Source organism: Streptomyces pactum (assembly GCF_016031615.1).
Taxonomy (GTDB): domain Bacteria; phylum Actinomycetota; class Actinomycetes; order Streptomycetales; family Streptomycetaceae; genus Streptomyces; species Streptomyces pactus.
Genome location: NZ_JACYXC010000001.1, coordinates 2,689,718 through 2,707,523, shown reverse-complemented (window position 1 = coordinate 2,707,523; position 17,806 = coordinate 2,689,718). Strand labels below are relative to the sequence as shown.

Annotated in this window: 12 protein-coding genes and 2 pseudogenes; 8 read left to right on the top strand and 6 right to left on the bottom strand. The window is 72.9% G+C overall.

Going from position 1 to position 17,806, the window contains the following annotated elements:
* Positions 1–90: 90 nt before the first annotated feature.
* Both IHE55_RS10530 and IHE55_RS10525 read left to right on the top strand, forming a co-directional pair.
* Positions 91–1,515, top strand: coding sequence for a PQQ-binding-like beta-propeller repeat protein (locus tag IHE55_RS10530; RefSeq protein ID WP_232265522.1), 1,425 nt, complete (start codon positions 91–93; stop codon positions 1,513–1,515).
* Between the two features lie 396 nt (positions 1,516–1,911).
* Positions 1,912–2,569 (top strand): annotated as a pseudogene (locus IHE55_RS10525) (response regulator transcription factor); the annotation flags it as partial.
* Between the two features lie 320 nt (positions 2,570–2,889).
* Here IHE55_RS10525 and IHE55_RS10520 read toward each other — a convergent pair.
* Positions 2,890–3,198: a hypothetical protein gene (locus IHE55_RS10520; RefSeq protein ID WP_197988786.1), complete on the bottom strand. Its 309-nt coding sequence runs from the start codon at positions 3,196–3,198 to the stop codon at positions 2,890–2,892.
* Positions 3,199–3,224: 26 nt separating this feature from the next.
* Entirely contained in the window at positions 3,225–4,895 is a 1,671-nt protein-coding gene (locus IHE55_RS10515; protein ID WP_197988785.1) for a sodium:solute symporter family protein, read from the bottom strand.
* A gap of 517 nt (positions 4,896–5,412) precedes the next feature.
* Between IHE55_RS10515 and galT the strand changes: the two genes are divergently transcribed.
* The 4 genes and pseudogenes from galT (at position 5,413) to IHE55_RS10495 (ending at position 10,161) form a co-directional block, all read left to right on the top strand.
* On the top strand, positions 5,413–6,459 hold the full coding sequence (galT, locus tag IHE55_RS10510) for a galactose-1-phosphate uridylyltransferase (RefSeq protein WP_197988784.1): 1,047 nt from the start codon (positions 5,413–5,415) through the stop codon (positions 6,457–6,459).
* Between the two features lie 2 nt (positions 6,460–6,461).
* The gene (gene galE / locus IHE55_RS10505; protein WP_197988783.1) at positions 6,462–7,442 is read left to right on the top strand and encodes a UDP-glucose 4-epimerase GalE; all 981 of its coding nucleotides are present in this window, start codon (positions 6,462–6,464) and stop codon (positions 7,440–7,442) included.
* Positions 7,439–8,684, top strand: a pseudogene (galK, locus tag IHE55_RS10500) (galactokinase). The gene galE and the pseudogene galK overlap by 4 nt, the downstream one beginning before the upstream one ends.
* 652 nt (positions 8,685–9,336) lie before the next feature.
* Positions 9,337–10,161 carry a response regulator transcription factor gene (locus IHE55_RS10495; protein ID WP_197988781.1) on the top strand — a complete coding sequence of 275 codons (825 nt, stop codon included), beginning with the start codon at positions 9,337–9,339 and terminating at the stop codon, positions 10,159–10,161.
* 57 nt (positions 10,162–10,218) lie between these two features.
* Here IHE55_RS10495 and IHE55_RS10490 read toward each other — a convergent pair whose 3' ends face one another.
* The gene (locus IHE55_RS10490) at positions 10,219–10,716 is read right to left on the bottom strand and encodes a MarR family winged helix-turn-helix transcriptional regulator (RefSeq protein WP_197988780.1); all 498 of its coding nucleotides are present in this window, start codon (positions 10,714–10,716) and stop codon (positions 10,219–10,221) included.
* Positions 10,717–10,865: 149 nt separating this feature from the next.
* On the opposite strand from IHE55_RS10490, the gene IHE55_RS10485 reads away from it, so the two are divergent.
* On the top strand, positions 10,866–11,687 hold the full coding sequence (locus IHE55_RS10485) for a trans-aconitate 2-methyltransferase (protein ID WP_197988779.1): 822 nt from the start codon (positions 10,866–10,868) through the stop codon (positions 11,685–11,687).
* Positions 11,688–11,807: 120 nt separating this feature from the next.
* Here the strand turns inward: IHE55_RS10485 and IHE55_RS10480 are convergent, their stop codons facing one another.
* From IHE55_RS10480 to IHE55_RS10470, 3 genes are all read right to left on the bottom strand, one after another.
* A complete protein-coding gene (locus IHE55_RS10480) occupies positions 11,808–12,707 on the bottom strand; it encodes a TIGR04222 domain-containing membrane protein (protein ID WP_197988778.1) in 900 nt (299 codons plus the stop codon).
* A 444-nt stretch (positions 12,708–13,151) separates the two neighbouring features.
* On the bottom strand, positions 13,152–13,835 hold the full coding sequence (locus IHE55_RS10475) for a TetR family transcriptional regulator (protein WP_372442647.1): 684 nt from the start codon (positions 13,833–13,835) through the stop codon (positions 13,152–13,154).
* Positions 13,836–13,842: 7 nt separating this feature from the next.
* Entirely contained in the window at positions 13,843–14,823 is a 981-nt protein-coding gene (locus IHE55_RS10470) for an acyl-CoA desaturase (RefSeq protein ID WP_197988777.1), read from the bottom strand.
* A 270-nt stretch (positions 14,824–15,093) separates the two neighbouring features.
* On the opposite strand from IHE55_RS10470, the gene ppc reads away from it, so the two are divergent.
* Positions 15,094–17,784 carry a phosphoenolpyruvate carboxylase gene (gene ppc / locus IHE55_RS10465; protein WP_197991921.1) on the top strand — a complete coding sequence of 897 codons (2,691 nt, stop codon included), beginning with the start codon at positions 15,094–15,096 and terminating at the stop codon, positions 17,782–17,784.
* The last annotated feature ends 22 nt before the right edge of the window (positions 17,785–17,806 follow it).

Here is a 17,806-nt window from a genome sequence, read left to right as displayed (position 1 = left end):
CCGCCGTACGGCTACCCGCAGGCCCCCGTGCCGCCCGGCCCGGGCGGTGCTCCGGGCGACGGGGGTGACCGCAAGGCGGCCCGGCAGCGGATGATGATCATCGTCAGCGCGGTGGTCGCGGTCGCGCTGATCGTCGGCGCCGGCATCTTCTTCATCACCAAGGACGACGGCGGCAGCACCGAGGCCGACGACGGCAACAAGACCAGTCAGGGCCCCACCGGCGACCCGGGGAAGGACACCGGCGGCACCAAGGGCGGGTTCACCTCCAAGCCGGCCCCGGACCCGGTGGACGCCCGGCTGCTCAACGCCGTCCGCGTGCCGAAGGTCAAGACCGACCAGGTCACCGTCCCCGGTCTGTGGGCCACCGACAAGATCTTCGCCAAGACCGAGGACTACAAGATCACCGGTTACCCGGTGGAGGGCGGCAAGCCCACGTGGCAGATCCCGCTCGACGGCCAGGTCTGCCAGGGCTGGCGCGGGGTCACCGAGGACAACCTGACCGCCATCGTGTTCGAGGACCACAAGCCGAAGAACGACAAGGACTACGCGGACTGCAGCGAGATCGGCCTGGTCGATCTGGACGCGGGCAAGCTGGTCTGGCAGAAGCACATCGAGGACGGCGGCTCCCGGATCGACTTCGACGAGGTGACCATCGGCGCCGGTACCGTGGCCGCCGGCGGCCTGGACGGCGGCGCGGCCTGGTCGCTGGACGGCAAGCAGCTGTGGGCGCCGTCCGAGGGCGACTGCGAGGACCGCGGCTACGAGGGCAGCGAGGAGAAGCTGGTCGCCGCCACCTACTGCGGCGAGTACGACAGTCCGAACATCAAGGTCAGCACGGTCAACCCGAAGACCGGTGACGTCATCTCCGGCTACCAGGTGCCGCGCGGGATCAAGGACGTGCACGTGGTCTCCGCCGACCCCCTGGTGCTCGGCCTGGAAGCGGCCGGGGAGAGCTACGACGTCACCGATGTGTGGGTGATCGACGACAGCGCCGCCACCGGCAAGCTGAAGACCAAGATCTCCACGCGCAACGGCCAGTACGTGGTGGACTGCGACTCGACCAACATCGGCGGCTGCACCCAGATCGTGGTGAGCGAGCAGACCGACACCATCTTCATGGCGAGCGAGGAGCGGTCCAACGGCGGCGCCGGCGCGGTCAACGAGATCGTGGCGTTCAGCATGAAGACCGGCAAGACCATCGGGAAGGCCGACGGTGACTCGGAGGCCGCGACGGTGCCGCTCAAGCTCGACGAGGACGGCTACCTGATCGCCTACCAGCAGCCCACCTACCGCAAGGGCGGCTCGGTGTGGCGGATCGACCCGACCACGTACAAGAAGGACCTGCTGATGCGGAACCCGGACACCAGCGTGGACCAGGAGACCTGGTTCAGCCCGGACAGCAGCTGGGTCTCCTACGTCAACGGCCGGCTGTACCTGGGGTACGTGTACGCCTCCAAGCCCTCCGGCGCGTTCGACAACGAGCGGCTGCTGGCGATGGGCTTCGGCGCCGGCTGACCCGTACGCCGCCCGCCCGGTACACCTGCCGCGGCCCCGTCCCGCCGCCCGGACACCACGCTCCGGGCGGTACGGGCGGGGCCGCCGCCGTGTCCGCGGCCACCCCGGCCGTGCCTGTCCGGCCGCCCCTGCCCAGGCCGCCCTGCCCGGCCGCCTCGCCCAGGCCGGCCCGGTCCAGGCCCCGTTCCGGCCGGGCTCCTCCCCGGCCCGTGCGGGCCGCGCTCTGGACCTCCCGGGGGTGGCGGCGTCACTCTCGTCCACCAAGCGGACGGTTTCGGTCAGTTGGGAGATCCCCGCTGGACACCTACGGTCCGGATTTCGACAATCAGGGGAGCTTCTTCCCGGTTGGCGGCGCACGGTGCCGAGTGAGCGGGTAGCTTCCGGGAAGGGGGGTTCATGGGTGTGCGACTCATGGTGGTCGATGACCACCGGCTGCTGGCCGAGGCACTCGCCTCGGCGCTGAGGCTCCGCGGCCACCGCGTGCTGGCCGCTGCGGCGCCGAGCGCGGGCGCCGCCGAACTGGTGGTGAACCGGTCGCCGGAGGTCTGCCTGCTGGGCACCTCGGCGCCGGCCGAGCCCGGCGCGTTCGATCCCGTCCGGCGCATCAAGGCGGAGCGCCCGCAGGTGGCGGTGGTGGTGCTCGGGCCGGTGCCCAGCCCCCGCGGCATCGCCGCCGCATTCGCCGCCGGGGCGTCCGGCTACGTCCGCCACGACGAGCGGATCGACGGCGTGGAACGCGCCATGATCAAGGCGCGGGCCGGGGAGGCCGCGGTGGCGCCCCAGCTGCTTCAGGGCGCGTTCGCCGAACTGCTCAACCCCGCGGCACAGCCGGACGACGAGGGCGCCCGGCTGCTGCAGATCCTCACCCCCCGTGAGGTGGAGGTGCTGGTGCGGGTCGCCGAGGGCGAGGACACCCGGCTGATCGCGGCCGGCATGGGGATAGCACCGAGCACCGCCCGGACCCATGTGCAGCGGGTGCTGATGAAGCTGGGGGTGGGCTCCCGCCTGGAGGCGGCGGCGCTGGCGGCGCGGACCGGGCTGCTGGACCGGGCCCCGCACCCGTCGGCCACCCCCCGGCGACGGCTGACCACCACCCCCGCCCGCGCCGGCCGGGAGCCCGCACGTCACGCCCCCCGGCGGACACGAGCCCGCCGCGCCACGCCCGGTCCCCGGGTGAGCCCACCGCCCCCGGCCGCACCGCGTCAGAGGACGCCCCGCGCCCCCGTGCGTCACCCCGTCGCGCCCGACGCGAGCCCCCGCCCATCGCGCCCCCCGTGTCGTGCCCCGCCCCGCACACCGAGTCCCGCTCCCGGGGCCGTCGCCGCCTCACACCCGTGCTGCGGCGACGGCTGACCACCTGCCCCGCCCGCCGGGTCAGGGGTTCGGGTGCTCGTCGAGGATCTCCTCGGCCGGGGGCGGCGGCGGGGCCACCGGCCGCAGCTTGACCCAGACCAGGAAGAACGCGCCCAGGGCGAGCATGCCGATGCCCGTCCACAGGTTGATGTTGATGTCCTGGGCCTTCTTCAGGTCGGCGTCGGACGCGGTGATCCCGGCGATGGTCACGATCACGCCGTAGACCACGAACAGGCCGCCGATGATGCGGCGGATGTCGAAGAGCCGGGCGGCCGTGGCCGACCTGCGCTCCAGTTCCTCGACCTGCTGCTGGTACTCGTACTCGCTCATGGTGGGTCGCCTCGCACTCGGCAGGGTCAGAAGGAGAACGGGATGTAGCACACCGCGGCCAGGACGATCGCGCCCCAGCCCAGCAGGGCCGGCTTGCGGTACCAGGCGTCGTCGCCCTCGGCGGGCGGCTCCGCCATGCCGGGGGAGCGGGTGCCGTACACCAGGCCGGCCAGTTCCTCGGCGGGCTTGGGCCGGGTGAAGGCGGTGACCACCAGCATCACCACCGCGCCGACCACGAACGCCACGATGGAGGACACGAAGTTGGCGCCCTGGTCGCTGGGGATGTCGATGACGTCCTGCTTGTAGAACCAGAAGTAGTTCACCATCGCGGCCACGGTGCCCGACAGCAGCCCCCAGAAACCGGCCGCCGCGGTGGACCGCTTCCAGAACATGCCGATGATGAAGACGCAGAACAGCGGCACGTTGAAGAACGAGAACAGCGTCTGCAGATAGTTCATGATGTTGCTGAACGACGAGGCGATGAACGCGGTCCCCATGCCGATCAGTACACCGATCGCGGTGATCACCCGGCCGGTGGCCAGGTAGTAGCTGTCCGGCCGGCCCTTCTTCACGTACGCGGCCCAGATGTCGTTGGTGAAGACGGTGTTGAAGGACGAGACGTTGGCGGCCATGCCGGCCATGAACGCGGCGAGCAGCCCGGTCACCGCGATGCCCAGCACGCCGTTGGGCAGCAGGTCCCGCATCAGCACCGGGATGGCGTCGTTGTACTGCAGGTCGCTGCCCGCCTTGCCCAGCGTCGGCTCCATCACCAGGGCGATCAGCCCGGGGACGACCACCACCATCGGGATGAGGATCTTGGGGAAGGCGGCGATCAGCGGGGTGCGCCGGGCGGCGGAGAGGTTCTTCGCGGACAGCGCGCGCTGCACCTCGGCGAAGTTGGTCGTCCAGTAGCCGAAGCTCATCACGAAGCCCAGGCCCAGCACGATGGTGAGCCAGTTGGCGCCCAGCGGGTTGTCCGAACCGATGCCGGTGCCGCCCCAGGCGGAGAGGAAGTCGTCACCGTGGCTGCCGGTGAGGCTGTCGCTCAGCCCGTCCACCCCGCCGACCCGCTTCAGGCCGACCACGGTGAGCGGGATGAGCGCGGCGAGGATGACGAAGAACTGCAGCACCTCGTTGTAGATGGCGGAGGACAGCCCGCCCAGGGTGATGTACGCCAGGACGAAGAACCCGGCGACCACGATGGCCAGCCACTGCGGCCAGCCGATCAGCGCCTCCAGCACGATCGCCATCGCGTAGAGGTTGACGCCCGCGATGAGCACCGAGGAGACCGCGAAGATGATCGAGGAGAGCAGGTGCGAGGCGGGGCCGAACCGGTGCAGCAGGAACTCCGGCACCGACCGGACCTTCGACCCGTAGTAGAAGGGCATCATCACCAGGCCGAGGAAGACCATCGCCGGGATGGCGCCGATCCAGTACCAGTGCACCGTGTACGCGCCGTACTGCGCCCCGTTGGCGGCCATGCCCAGGATCTCGGTGGCCCCCAGGTTGGCGGCGACGAAGGCCAGCCCGGTCACCCAGGCGGGCAGCGACCGGCCGGAGAGGAAGAAGTCGAGACTGGTCCGCACGCTGCGCCGGGCGGCGAAGCCGATGCCCAGGACGACGGCGAAGTAGATGCCCAGGATGGTGTAGTCGAGCCCGTTGGTGGGGAGCCGTAGCCCTTCGGCCAGTTGCTGCATGGGTCACTCTCTTCGGGTCCGGGGCCCCTCCGGGCGGCGCGGGGGTGGCCGGTGCGAACGGGGTCGGTGGCGTTGAGGAGGCGCTGGGAGCGGGGTCGTGCGATCGGGTGCGGGACGGGGGGACGGGGACGGGGCGGGCACATGGTGCCGGGGACGGGGTCGGGAGCGGGTGGGGTGGTCGACGGTCGGGGGCGGGTACGGATACGGCCGGGGCGGGGGCGCACCGGTCCGGGCCGCCGGAACCGGAGCGCGGTGAACGCCCCGGCGCACGGGACATCCCCGGGCGGTGAACGCTCCGGCAACGCGAACGCACAGAAACGTACGCGCCTCGGTTCAGAATCTGAACAGTTCTGTTGAATCTCTTTGTTCGATCGTGATGAAGCTAGCCGACTAGGGGCGTTATGTCCGGGTATCACGCGGTGTGCTGGTCGTCCGACGGTGGCAATATTGACGGAGGTGTTCGTTCGTGATTTGTTGTGTGCGCTTCTGTTGGTCGGTGTGGTGAGGTGAGCTGCGCGTGAAGAAGACGACCATCCGGCTCGCCGACGGACGTGAGCTGATCTACTACGACACCCGCGACGACGCGGTCCGTGACGCGCCCGACCGGCGCCCCCTGGACCCCACCGTCACCACCACCGAGGTCCGCACCGACCGGCTGCTCGGCGACACCGTCGCCATCGCCTCACACCGGCAGGGCCGCACCTATCACCCGCCCGCCGACCAGTGCCCGCTGTGCCCCTCCCGCCCCGAGCGGGGCCGGCTCACCGAGATCCCGGCCGCCGACTACGAGGTCGCGGTCTTCGAGAACCGGTTCCCCTCCCTCGCCGGCGACCTGGGCCGGTGCGAGGTGGTCTGCTTCACCGCCGACCACGACGCCTCCTTCGCCGACCTCACCGAGGAGCGCGCCGCCCTGGTCCTGGACGCCTGGACCGACCGCACCGCAGCCCTGGCGGCGCACCCCGCCGTGGCCCAGGTCTACTGCTTCGAGAACCGCGGCCAGGAGATCGGCGTCACCCTCGGCCACCCGCACGGCCAGATCTACGGCTACCCCTTCACCACCCCGCGCACCGAGGCCATGCTGCGGTCGGCCGCCGGACACCACCGCGACACCGGCCGCAACCTCTTCGACGACGTCCTCGCCGACGAGCGGGCCGACGGGCGGCGTGTGGTGCTGGCCGGGGACCACTGGACCGCCTTCGTCCCCTACGCCGCCCACTGGCCCTACGAGGTGCACCTCTACCCGCACCGCCGCGTCCCGGACCTGCGGGACCTCGACGCCCCGGCGCGCGCCGAGTTCCCCGGCCTCTACCTGGAACTGCTGCGCCGCTTCGACCGGATCTTCGGGCCCGGCCGGCCGCCCACCCCGTACATCTCCGGCTGGCACCAGGCGCCCTTCCACCACCCCGACCGGGCCGCGTTCGCCCTCCACCTAGAGCTTTTCACCATCCGACGTACTCCCGGCAAACTGAAGTTCCTCGCGGGTTCCGAATCCGGCATGAGTGTGTTCATCAACGACGTGCCGCCCGAGGCGGCGGCCGAGCGACTGCGAGAGGTAGCGAGTTAACGATGGGCAACAAGTACCTGGTCACCGGCGGCGCGGGCTATGTCGGCAGCGTGGTCGCCGCGCACCTGCTGGAGGCGGGGCACCAGGTGACCGTGCTCGACGACCTGTCCACCGGACACCGCGCCGGTGTCCCGGCCGGCGCGGAGTTCATCGAGGGACGCATCCAGGACGCCGCGAAGTGGCTCGACCCCTCCTACCGCGCAGTGCTCCACTTCGCCGCGTTCTCGCAGGTCGGCGAGTCGGTGGTGAACCCGGAGAAGTACTGGGTCAACAACGTGGGCGGTACCACCGCACTGCTCGCCGCGATGCGCGACGCGGGCGTGCGGACCCTGGTCTTCTCCTCCACCGCCGCCACCTACGGCGAGCCGGAGACCGCCCCGATCCCCGAGGACGCCCCCACCGCGCCCACCAACCCCTACGGCGCCTCCAAGCTGGCCGTGGACCACATGATCAGCGGCGAGTGCGCGGCGCACGGCCTGGCCGCGGTCTCGCTGCGCTACTTCAACGTCGCCGGCGCCCACCGCGCCGCGGACGGCACCACCTACGGCGAGCGCCACGACCCCGAGACCCACCTCATCCCGCTGGTGCTCCAGGTCGCGCAGGGCCGCCGGGAGGCCATCTCGGTCTTCGGCGACGACTACCCCACCCCCGACGGCACCTGCGTCCGCGACTACATCCACGTCGCCGACCTCGCCGAGGCCCACCTGCTCGCCCTCGACGCCGCCCGCGCCGGCGAACACCTGATCTGCAACCTGGGCAACGGCAACGGCTTCTCCGTCCGCGAGGTCATCGAGACCGTGCGCAAGGTCACCGGCCACCCGGTCCCCGAGGTGACCGCCCCCCGCCGGGGCGGCGACCCGGCGGTCCTGGTCGCCTCCGCCGAGCGCGCCAAGGAGCTGCTGGGCTGGCGGCCCAGCCGCACCGACCTGGCCGGCATCGTGGCGGACGCCTGGGAGTTCGCCCGGCGGAAGGAGACCGCGTGACCGAACCCCCCGAGCCCGCCCCGGAGCTCGACCCCGAGCAGGCCGCGACGGCGTACCGGGAGGTGTACGGGACCGCCCCGGCCGGCGTCTGGGCGGCCCCCGGCCGGATCAACCTCATCGGCGAGCACACCGACTACAACGACGGCTTCGTGATGCCGCTCGCCCTGCCGCACACCACCCTCGCCGCCGCCTCGGCACGCCCCGACGGCCTCCTGCGGCTGTGCTCCGGGAACGCACCGGGCACGGGACGGCACGGCACGGCCGGCGGGCAGCCGCCGGCCGTGGCCACGCTCACCGTGGACACCCTCGACCCCCGCACCCGGCCCGCCGGCGCCTGGACCTCCTACCCGGCGGGCGTGGTGTGGGCGATGCGGGAACAGGGCCTGCCGGTGGGCGGCGCCGACCTCCACCTCACCAGCACGGTGCCCACCGGCGCCGGACTGTCCTCCTCCGCCGCGCTGGAGGTCGCCACCGCCACCGCGCTCAACGACCTGTACGGCCTCGGCCTCCCGCCGCGACGGATCGCCGAACTGTGCCGGCGCGCCGAGAACGCCTACGTGGGCGTGCCCTGCGGGATCATGGACCAGATGGCCTCGGCCTGCTGCACCGCCGGCCACGCCGTCTTCCTCGACACCCGCGACCTGCGGCTGCGCCAGGTGCCCCTGGACCTCGCCGCCGCCGGACTGCGGCTGCTCGTGGTGGACACCCGGGTCAAGCACGATCTCGCCGACGGCGCGTACGCCCGGCGGCGCGCCTCCTGCGAGGCCGGTGCGCGGGCGCTCGGGGTGCGCGCCCTGCGCGACGTGCCGTACGCGCGTCTGGACGACGCCCTGACCGCACTCGCCCGGCAGGCGGGACCCGGCGACGACGGCACGCTGCCGCGCCGGGTCCGCCACGTGGTCACCGAGAACCACCGGGTGGAACAGGTCATCACGCTGCTCGACGCCGGCGAACCGGAGGCGATCGGACCCGTGCTGACCGCCGGGCACGCCTCCTGCCGCGACGACTTCGAGGTCTCCTGCGCCGAACTCGACCTGGTGGTCGCGGCGGCGAACGACGCCGGCGCGCTGGGCGCCCGGATGACCGGCGGCGGCTTCGGCGGATCGGCCGTCGTCCTGGTGCGCGAGGAACGGGCCGGCGCGGTGGCCGACGCGGTGCGCGCGGCGTTCGCGGCGGCCGGCCACCGCGCCCCCCGGATCTTCCCCGCCCTGCCGTCCCCCCGGCGCGCGCCGCCTGCGCTGACCGGCCCCCGCCGCGCGGGCGGGCCATCCCCGCCGGCTGCCGCGGCCGGCGGGGATGGTGGTGAGGGGCGTACGGGCGGCGGGGGGAGGTGGCCGGTGAGCGCGCGCTCCTGTCGCCCGGCCGTCCCCCCCCACCCCCGCATCACTCGGCCGCCGTGCCCGCGGCCCGCGCGTCCGTACCGCCCCCCACGTCCGGCCCCCCCGCGCCACCCGGTTCCGCGCGCCCCCGGAGCCGTCCATCCACACTCCCGCCTGTGACCCGCCGGCCGACGCGCCCCCGCACCCCGGGAGGGGCACGGCACCGGGACCGCATCCCGGAAGGGGCACGGCTTCCCGGACGGCCGCCGCGGCCTCCCGGGCGGGGCCGTGGCGAACCGGCGCCTCCCGGCCATATCCCGCTCTCCTGCCCCCTTTATCGATCAAATTGCGTCAAACTTGATTGACTTCAATGGGGATGCGGAAAACTAACTCCACCGTGACGGGGTGGGGCGGGCAGTTTCTCCGTTTTGCCACCGTGGCCCAGAGCCGGTCGTAGCCTGATCTGCACACCGGCGGGGCCGACGTTCCTCCCCGGACGGCGTTCGGCGCGCGGTGCCCGGCGGGGGCGGGGGCCACTGATCTTCTGCGCAAACCGGCGACATGGGGGGTGGGCCGTGGCACGTATCCGGGTTCTGGTGGTCGATGACCACCGCATCTTCGCCGAGTCGCTGGCCGCCGCCCTCGCCGCCGAACAGGACGTCGAGGTCGCCGCGGCCGGCAGCGGGGCGGCGGCACTGCGCTGCCTGGACCGCGGCGCCGCCGAGGGCCGCCGCTTCGACGTCACCCTGGTGGACGCCGACCTCGGTGCGGCCACCACCGAACCCCCCGCCCCCGGACCGCACCCGCCGGGCCGCGCCGGCACCGAGACACGGACCGTGGTGGACGGCCTCTCCCTGGTCAGCGCGGTCCGCACCGCCCACCCCGGGGCACGCGCGGTGGTACTCGCCGAGCGTGACGACCCCCGCCGCGCCGCCGCCGCGCTCCAGGCCGGGGCCTGCGGCTGGGTCGCCAAGGACTGCTCGCTGGCCCGGCTCCTCACCGTCATCCGCGGCGTCCTGCGCGACGAGACCCACCTGCCCCCGGCCCTGCTCACCGGGGTGCTGCGGGAGCTGACCGCGGCCCGCAAGCACCGCACCGAGAGCGAACGCCTGGTGGAGTCCCTCACCCCGCGCGAACGCGAGGTGCTGCGGTGCATGGTCGCCGGGCTGGGCCGCAAGGCGGTCGCCGAACGCCTCTACCTCTCCCCGCACACCGTCCGCACCCATATGCAGAACGTCCTCGGCAAGCTGGGCGTGCACTCCACACTGGCCGCCGTGGCACTGGCCCGGCGGGCCGGCGTCGGCCCGGTGGACCTGGGCGCGGACGGCGGCGCCGGGGCGCAGACGGCGGCCGGCGGCGCGCCCGGGACCCGCGCGGACGGGGTCCGCGGCCTGCGGTGACAGGAGCCGCGGGCGGGCCGGGGGTGCACGTACGGACGGACGCCGGTCCGGCCCGCGTCAGCCCGGGATGTTGTCGAACGGCGCGGTCAGCCGGCGCAGCAGCGAGGCGAGTTCCGCGCGCTGGTCCCGGCTCAGCTCCGCCAGGATCGCCCGCTCCTGCTCCAGCAGCCCGGCCAGCGCCTGGTCGGCCCGGTCCCGGCCCTCGGAGGTGAGCCGGACCAGCACCCCGCGCCGGTCACTGGGGTCCGGCAGCCGCTCCACCAGCCCCTTCTTCGCCAGCCGGTCGATACGGTTGGTCATGGTGCCCGAGGTGACCAGCGTCTGGGTCAGGAGCTGACCCGGCGAGAGCTGGTACGGTGCCCCGGCGCGCCGCAGCGAGGTGAGGACGTCGAACTCCCAGGGCTCCAGCTGATGCTCGGAGAACGCCAGACGCCGGGCCCGGTCCAGATGGCGGGCGAGCCTGCTCACCCGGCTGAGCACTTCCAGCGGCTCCACGTCGAGGTCAGGGCGCTCGCGTCGCCATGCTGCCACCAGCCGATCGACCTCGTCCTCCATATCGATCAGTGTAATAGGTCTGTCGATGTGAAGTCTCTTGATGTCAAGGTATGTGCGTGGGAGCGGCTGGGCAGCGAAGGCGCCAGAGCCGCACCCGCGGCAGGCACCGCTCCACTTCGTACCGACCGTACCTGCAAGGGGACTCCACCATGCACACCCCACCGTCCTGGGATCCGCAGCAGTACCTCAGGCACGCGGCGCACCGCACCCGCCCCTTCCTCGACCTGCTGGCCCGGATACCCCGGCTGCCCGCCACCGGCCGCCCGCCGCGCATCGCCGACCTCGGCTGCGGGCCCGGCAACGTCACCCGGCTGCTCGCCGACCGCTGGCCGGACGCCCACATCACCGGATACGACAACTCCCCGGAGATGCTCGCCGAGGCCCGCCCGCTCGCCGGCCCCACCCCCGGCGGCGGTCACCTGGACTTCCGGCCCGCCGACGCCACCGACTGGACGCCCGACCACGGGTACGACCTGATCGTCTCCAACGCCGCCCTCCAGTGGGTCCCCGGCCACGCCGACTCCTTCCCCCGCTGGATCGACGCCCTGCCGCCCGGCGGCGTCCTCGCCTTCCAGGTCCCCGGCAACTTCACCGCCCCCAGCCACGCCCTCCTCGGCGACCTGTGCGACTCCCCGCCCTGGCGCGACCGGCTCGCCGGCCTCGGCCGCGGCTTCGTCCACATCCTCACCCCCGCGGACTACCTGGAACGGCTGATGGCGCTCGGGTGCGAGGTGGACGCCTGGGAGACCACCTACGTGCAGCTCCTCCAGGGCCAGGACCCGGTGCTGGAGTGGGTCAAGGGCACCGCGCTCCGCCCCGTCCTCACCGCGCTGGGCGACGACCCGGAGGCCACCGAGGAATTCCTCGCCGAGTACCGCGACCTGCTGCGCAAGGCGTACCCGGCCGGCGCCTACGGCACCCCGTTCCCGTTCCGGCGGATCTTCGCGGTGGCCCGCCGCGCGGACGGCTGACACCGCCTGCCGGGGCCGTCCGGCCCACCGGGCGGCCCCGGGCGGCGCGGCGCGGGGTGTCCCGGCCGGGCCTGTCGCGTCCGCCCGGTGGGTCCGGCCCGGCACACCGGCGGGGGCCGCTCAGCCGCAGCCGCAGCCCCCGCACCCGCCGCAGCCACCGCACCCGCCGCTCGCGCCGTCACTCTCCTCGTTCTTGGACTTCGCCGTCTCCAGCACCTGCCGCACCCCCGTGCTCGGCAGCACCTCCGTGCCGTACAGGGCGAACAACACGGCCGTCGCCCACTGCCCCTCGGTGGCCCACAGCGCTCCGCCGGCCCCGGCCGGCAGGTCGGCGGCGGACCACTCGGCGACCTCCCGGCGCGGATGGGCCACCGACAGCCCCAGATGCGCCTTCTCGCCCGCGGGCGTCAGCCGGCCGTACTCCGGCACGATCAACCCGACGGAGATGAGCACCAGCAGCGCCAGAGCGCCCAGCGCCCAGCGGGCCTCGGTCTCCGTCACCGGCCAGTCCAGGAAGATCACACAGACCCCGGTGGCCAGACAGGCCAGCCCCGACACGGCGGCCAGCCCTTCCGTCGGGCGGTTCCGCTCGTCCCACATCGCCCCGCAGGCCACCAGCGGCTCCCCGAGCGCCTTCACCGCGCCGTGGTCCCGCAGCTCGGACCGGACCTCGGCGACCTCCCGGGGCCGCTCGGACGTGCCCAGGCCGAGCACCACGCGCTCCATCCCGGTGACCGCCGGGCCGGCGTCCGCGGGCTTCCCGGCACCCGCCGCCGTCTCCGGCCGAGGCGGCGCGGGGTGCACCTGGACGCCCTCCAGCCGCAGCCGTCCGCCGCAGTGCCCCAGGAAGAGGGCGAGATCGGCGACCCGCCCGGCGCCACCCGCCAGATAGGCGATGTGCCACGGGTCGGCCGGTACCGCCGCCGGCCCGGACGGCTCCCGGTGCCGCGCCCGGCGCCGCACCGCCACCAGCAGCGGGCAGCAGAGCAGCACCGCCGCCACGATCCAGCCGTCGTTCACCGTGGCCCCCCGGATGCCGCGCAGACAGGCGCTCAGTATGGATCCGGAAGACGGCGTTCGGGAGAGCACGACCGGACAAACACCGGCCGGTAACCCCATCCCCGCCATATCCCCATCGTCGCGCCCGGGGCACGGGGGCGTCCCGGGGCGTTGCACCGGAAAGCCGCGCCGAGGAGATGGCGGACCCACCGGCGTACGGGGGCCGACCCACCGGTACGGGGGCGGAGCCACCGGTGTACAGGGGCAGGCCCACCGGTGTACGGGGCGCGACGCCCGCGGGAGGCGGCCCGGGCCGGGCCGTCCCGCAGCGCGTCGGCACCACCCGGCCCGGTTCGTCCGGTGAGGAGGCGCAGGGCGTGACCCCGGCGCGTCCGCGTGCGGGGCACCGCTCCCCCGCACGCGGACGCGACGGTCGGACACCCGGGGCAGGGCATCCGGGCCGGCTCAGTTGCGCCGGTGCCCGATCAGCCGCGGCTTGGGCTCCAGGCCGTCCAGCCCGTGCCAGGCCAGGTTCACCAGGTGCGCCGCCACCTCGGCCTTCTTCGGCTTGCGCACATCCAGCCACCACTGGCCGGTCAGCGCCACCATGCCCACCAGCGCCTGCGCGTACAGCGGCGCCAGCTTGGCGTCGAAACCGCGCGCCTTGAACTCCAGCCCCAGGATGTCCTCCACCTGGGTGGCGATGTCGCTGATCAGCGACGCGAAGGTGCCGGTGGACTGGGCGACGGGGGAGTCCCGCACCAGGATGCGGAACCCGTCGGTGTACTCGTCGATGTAATCCAGCAGGGCGAATGCCGCCTGCTCCAGCAGCTCCCGCGGATGGCCCGCGGTCAGCGCCCCGGTCACCATGTCGAGCAGCTGCCGCATCTCGCGGTCGACCACGACCGCGTACAGCCCCTCCTTGCCGCCGAAGTGCTCGTACACCACCGGCTTGGAGACCCCGGCCTTGGCCGCGATCTCCTCCACCGACGTGCCTTCGAACCCCCGGGCGGCGAACACGGTGCGACCGACGTCCAGCAGCTGCTCGCGGCGCTCCTTGCCGGTCATCCGGCGACGGGTGCGACGGCCCCCCGATGTCGGGGGCCGGTCCCGCTCCTTGCCGCTGCTACGTCCACTGTCGATCGCCACCCCACCATCATGCCGCCTGTACGGCGTCGTCCTTGCGGCGGGCGGCGATGCGGTCCTCGGTCGGCCAGCGCACGTCGTACGCCCACCCGAGCTTCTCGAACCAGCGGATGATCCGCGCGCTGGAGTCCAGCTGTCCGCGCATCACCCCGTGCCGGGCACAGGTCGGGTCGGCGTGGTGGAGGTTGTGCCACGACTCGCCGCACGAGAGCACGGCCAGCCACCACACGTTCCCGGAGCGGTCCCGCGACTTGAACGGCCGCTTGCCCACCGCGTGGCAGATGGAATTGATCGACCACGTCACATGGTGCAGCAGCGCCACCCGGACGAGTGACCCCCAGAAGAACGCGGTCAGCGCACCCTGCCAGGACCACGTCACCAGACCGCCCACCAGCGGCGGGATGGCGAGCGAGACCACCGTCCACAGGGCGAACTGCCGGGAGATCCGCCGGGTCGCGCTGTCCTTGATCAGGTCAGGGGCGTACTTCTGCTGCGGCGTCTGCTCCTGGTCGAACATCCACCCGATGTGGGCCCACCACAGGCCCTTCATCAGCGCCGGGACGGTCTCGCCGTACCGCCACGGGGAGTGCGGGTCGCCCTCCGCGTCGGAGTACTTGTGGTGCTTGCGGTGGTCGGCCACCCAGCGCACCAGGGGGCCCTCCACCGCCAGCGAACCCGCGATCGCCAGCGCGATCCGCAGCGGCCGCTTCGCCTTGAAGGAACCATGGGTGAAGTACCGGTGAAAACCGATGGTGATGCCATGGCAGCCGATGTAGTACATGACCACCATCAGCCCCAGATCCAGCCAGCTCACACCCCAGCCCCAGGCCAGCGGGATCGCCGCCAGCAGGGCGATGAAGGGGACCACGATGAAGAGCATCAGCGTGATCTGCTCGATGGACCGCTTGCTGTCGCCGCCCAGCGTGGCGGACGGAAGCGGGTTCTCCTGGGCCTTCGGCGGGTCTTCAACCACGTCGGGGCTAGCGCTCATAAGTTCCCTCGGGGGGTTCGGGGGACGGACTACGGGTCCGTAACCTACGGTTTCGTAAGTATGGCAGGGCGGCGAGGCCCATCACGAGGCTCTTCTACCCGCGAGCCCCCGGCCCCATATCCTTGACTCCGTCGGACAGCGCGGTCCGCACCCCCCAGACGTGCTCATTCATCGCAAGGAGCCGCACCTGTGAGCAGTGCCGACCACACCAGCCTCGTACCCGGCGCCGGGAACGGCGGCGAGGAGACCGAAGCGCGGCGCAGCGCAGCGCTGCGCGCCGACATCCGCCGCCTGGGCGAACTCCTCGGCGAGACCCTCGTCCGCCAGGAAGGCCCCGAGCTTCTCGACCTCGTGGAGCGGGTGCGCGCCCTCACCCGAACGGACGGCGACGCCGCCGCGGAACTCCTGAGGTCCACCGACCTGCAGACCGCCGCCAAGCTCGTCCGTGCGTTCTCCACCTACTTCCATCTGGCGAACGTCACCGAGCAGGTCCACCGCGGCCGCGAACTGCGCGCCCGCCGCACCGCCGAGGGCGGCATCCTCGCCCGCACCGCCGACCAGCTCAAGGACGCCGACCCCGCCCACCTGCGGCAGACCGTCGAGCACCTCAACGTCCGGCCGGTCTTCACCGCCCACCCCACCGAGGCCGCCCGCCGCAGCGTCCTCAACAAGCTCCGCCGCATCGCCGTCCTGCTCGACCGGCTCGCCGCCGGCGAGGACTCCCGCCGCATCGACCGGCGCCTGGCCGAGAACATCGACCTGCTCTGGCAGACCGACGAACTCCGCGTCGCCCGCCCGGAGCCCGCCGACGAGGCCCGCAACGCCATCTACTACCTCGACGAGCTGCACGCCGGCGCCGTCGGCGACGTCCTGGAGGACCTCGCCGCCGAACTCGAACGCGTCGGCGCCCCGCTGCCCCCCGGCACCCGCCCGCTCACCTTCGGCACCTGGATCGGCGGCGACCGCGACGGCAACCCCAACGTCACCCCCGAGGTGACCTGGGACGTCCTCCTCCTCCAGCACGAACACGGCATCAACGACGCCATCGAGCTGATCGACGACCTGCGCTCCGCGCTGTCCAACTCCATCCGCAACAGCGGCGCCACCGAGGAACTCCTCACCTCCCTCCGCCGCGACCTGGACGCGCTGCCCGAGATCAGCCCCCGCTACAAGCGGCTCAACGCCGAGGAGCCCTACCGCCTCAAGGCCACCTGCATCCGGCAGAAGCTCCTCAACACCCGCGCCCGGCTCGCCGCCGGCACCCCGCACCAGCCCGGCCGCGACTACCTCGGCACCGCCGAGCTCATCGCCGACCTCGCCCTCGCCCAGGAATCCCTCCGGGCCCACCGCGGCGAACTGATCGCCGACGGCCGCATGGAACGGACCATCCGCACCCTCGCGGCCTTCGGCCTCCAGCTCGCCACCATGGACGTCCGCGAACACGCCGACGCCCACCACCACGCACTCGGCCAGCTGTTCGACCGACTGGGTGAGGAATCCTGGCGGTACGCGGACATGCCACGCGACTACCGCCGCAAGCTCCTCGCCAGGGAACTGCGCTCCCGCCGTCCCCTCGCCCCCTCACCCGCCCCCCTCGACGCCGCCGGCGCCAAGACCCTCGGCGTCTTCCACACCATCCGCGAAGCCTTCGAACGCTTCGGCCCCGAAGTCGTCGAGTCCTACATCATCTCCATGTGCCAGGGCTCCGACGACGTCCTCGCCGCCGCCGTCCTCGCCCGCGAGGCCGGACTCATCGACCTGCACGCCGGCTGGGCCAAGATCGGCATCGTCCCGCTGCTGGAAACCACCGACGAGCTCCGCATCGCCGACCAGCTGCTCGACGAAATGCTCTCCGACCCCTCCTACCGGCGGCTCGTCTCCCTCCGCGGCGACGTCCAGGAGGTCATGCTCGGCTACTCCGACTCCTCCAAGTTCGGCGGCATCACCACCTCCCAGTGGGAGATCCACCGCGCCCAGCGACTCCTCCGCGACGTCGCCCACCGGCACGGCGTACGACTGCGCCTCTTCCACGGCCGCGGCGGCACCGTCGGCCGCGGCGGCGGCCCCTCCCACGACGCCATCCTCGCCCAGCCCTGGGGCACCCTCGAAGGCGAGATCAAGGTCACCGAACAGGGCGAGGTCATCTCCGACAAGTACCTGGTGCCCTCACTCGCCCGGGAGAACCTCGAACTCACCGTCGCCGCCACCCTCCAGGCGTCCGCCCTGCACACCGCACCCCGCCAGTCCGGCGAGGCACTCGCCCGCTGGGACGCCGCGATGGAAACCGTCTCCGACGCCGCCCACGCCGCCTACCGGCGCCTGGTCGAAGACCCCGACCTGCCCGCCTACTTCTTCGCCTCCACCCCCGTCGACCAGCTCGCCGACCTCCACCTCGGCTCCCGCCCCTCCCGCCGCCCCGACTCCGGCGCCGGCCTCGACGGACTCCGCGCCATCCCCTGGGTCTTCGGCTGGACCCAGTCCCGGCAGATCGTCCCCGGCTGGTTCGGCGTCGGCTCCGGCCTGCGCGCCGCCCGCGAAGCCGGCCTCGACGAGGTCCTCGACGAGATGCACCAGCACTGGCACTTCTTCCGCAACTTCCTCTCCAACGTGGAGATGACCCTCGCCAAGACCGACCTGCGCATCGCCCGCCACTACGTGGACACCCTCGTCCCCGCCGAACTCCGGCACGTCTTCACCACCATCGAGGCCGAACACGAGCTCACCGTCCGCGAGGTCCTGCGCATCACCGGCGAAACCGAACTGCTCGACGCCAGCCCGGTGCTCAAGCAGACCTTCCACGTCCGCGACGCCTACCTCGACCCCATCTCCTACCTCCAGGTAGCCCTGCTCGACCGGCAGCGCCAGGCCCGGCAGCGCGGCGAGGAACCCGACCCGCTGATCGGCCGCGCCCTGCTGCTCACCGTCAACGGCGTGGCCGCCGGCCTCCGCAACACCGGCTGACCCCGCCCACCGGCGGGCGCGG

Coding starts and splice junctions, on each gene's coding strand:
- IHE55_RS10530 (WP_232265522.1), top strand. CDS start 91: ATGATGATCATCGTCAGCGCGGTGGTCGCGGTCGCGCTGATCGTCGGC.
- IHE55_RS10515 (WP_197988785.1), bottom strand. CDS start 4,895: ATGCAGCAACTGGCCGAAGGGCTACGGCTCCCCACCAACGGGCTCGAC.
- IHE55_RS10485 (WP_197988779.1), top strand. CDS start 10,866: ATGCACACCCCACCGTCCTGGGATCCGCAGCAGTACCTCAGGCACGCG.
- IHE55_RS10470 (WP_197988777.1), bottom strand. CDS start 14,823: ATGAGCGCTAGCCCCGACGTGGTTGAAGACCCGCCGAAGGCCCAGGAG.
- IHE55_RS10490 (WP_197988780.1), bottom strand. CDS start 10,716: ATGGAGGACGAGGTCGATCGGCTGGTGGCAGCATGGCGACGCGAGCGC.
- IHE55_RS10520 (WP_197988786.1), bottom strand. CDS start 3,198: ATGAGCGAGTACGAGTACCAGCAGCAGGTCGAGGAACTGGAGCGCAGG.
- galE (WP_197988783.1), top strand. CDS start 6,462: ATGGGCAACAAGTACCTGGTCACCGGCGGCGCGGGCTATGTCGGCAGC.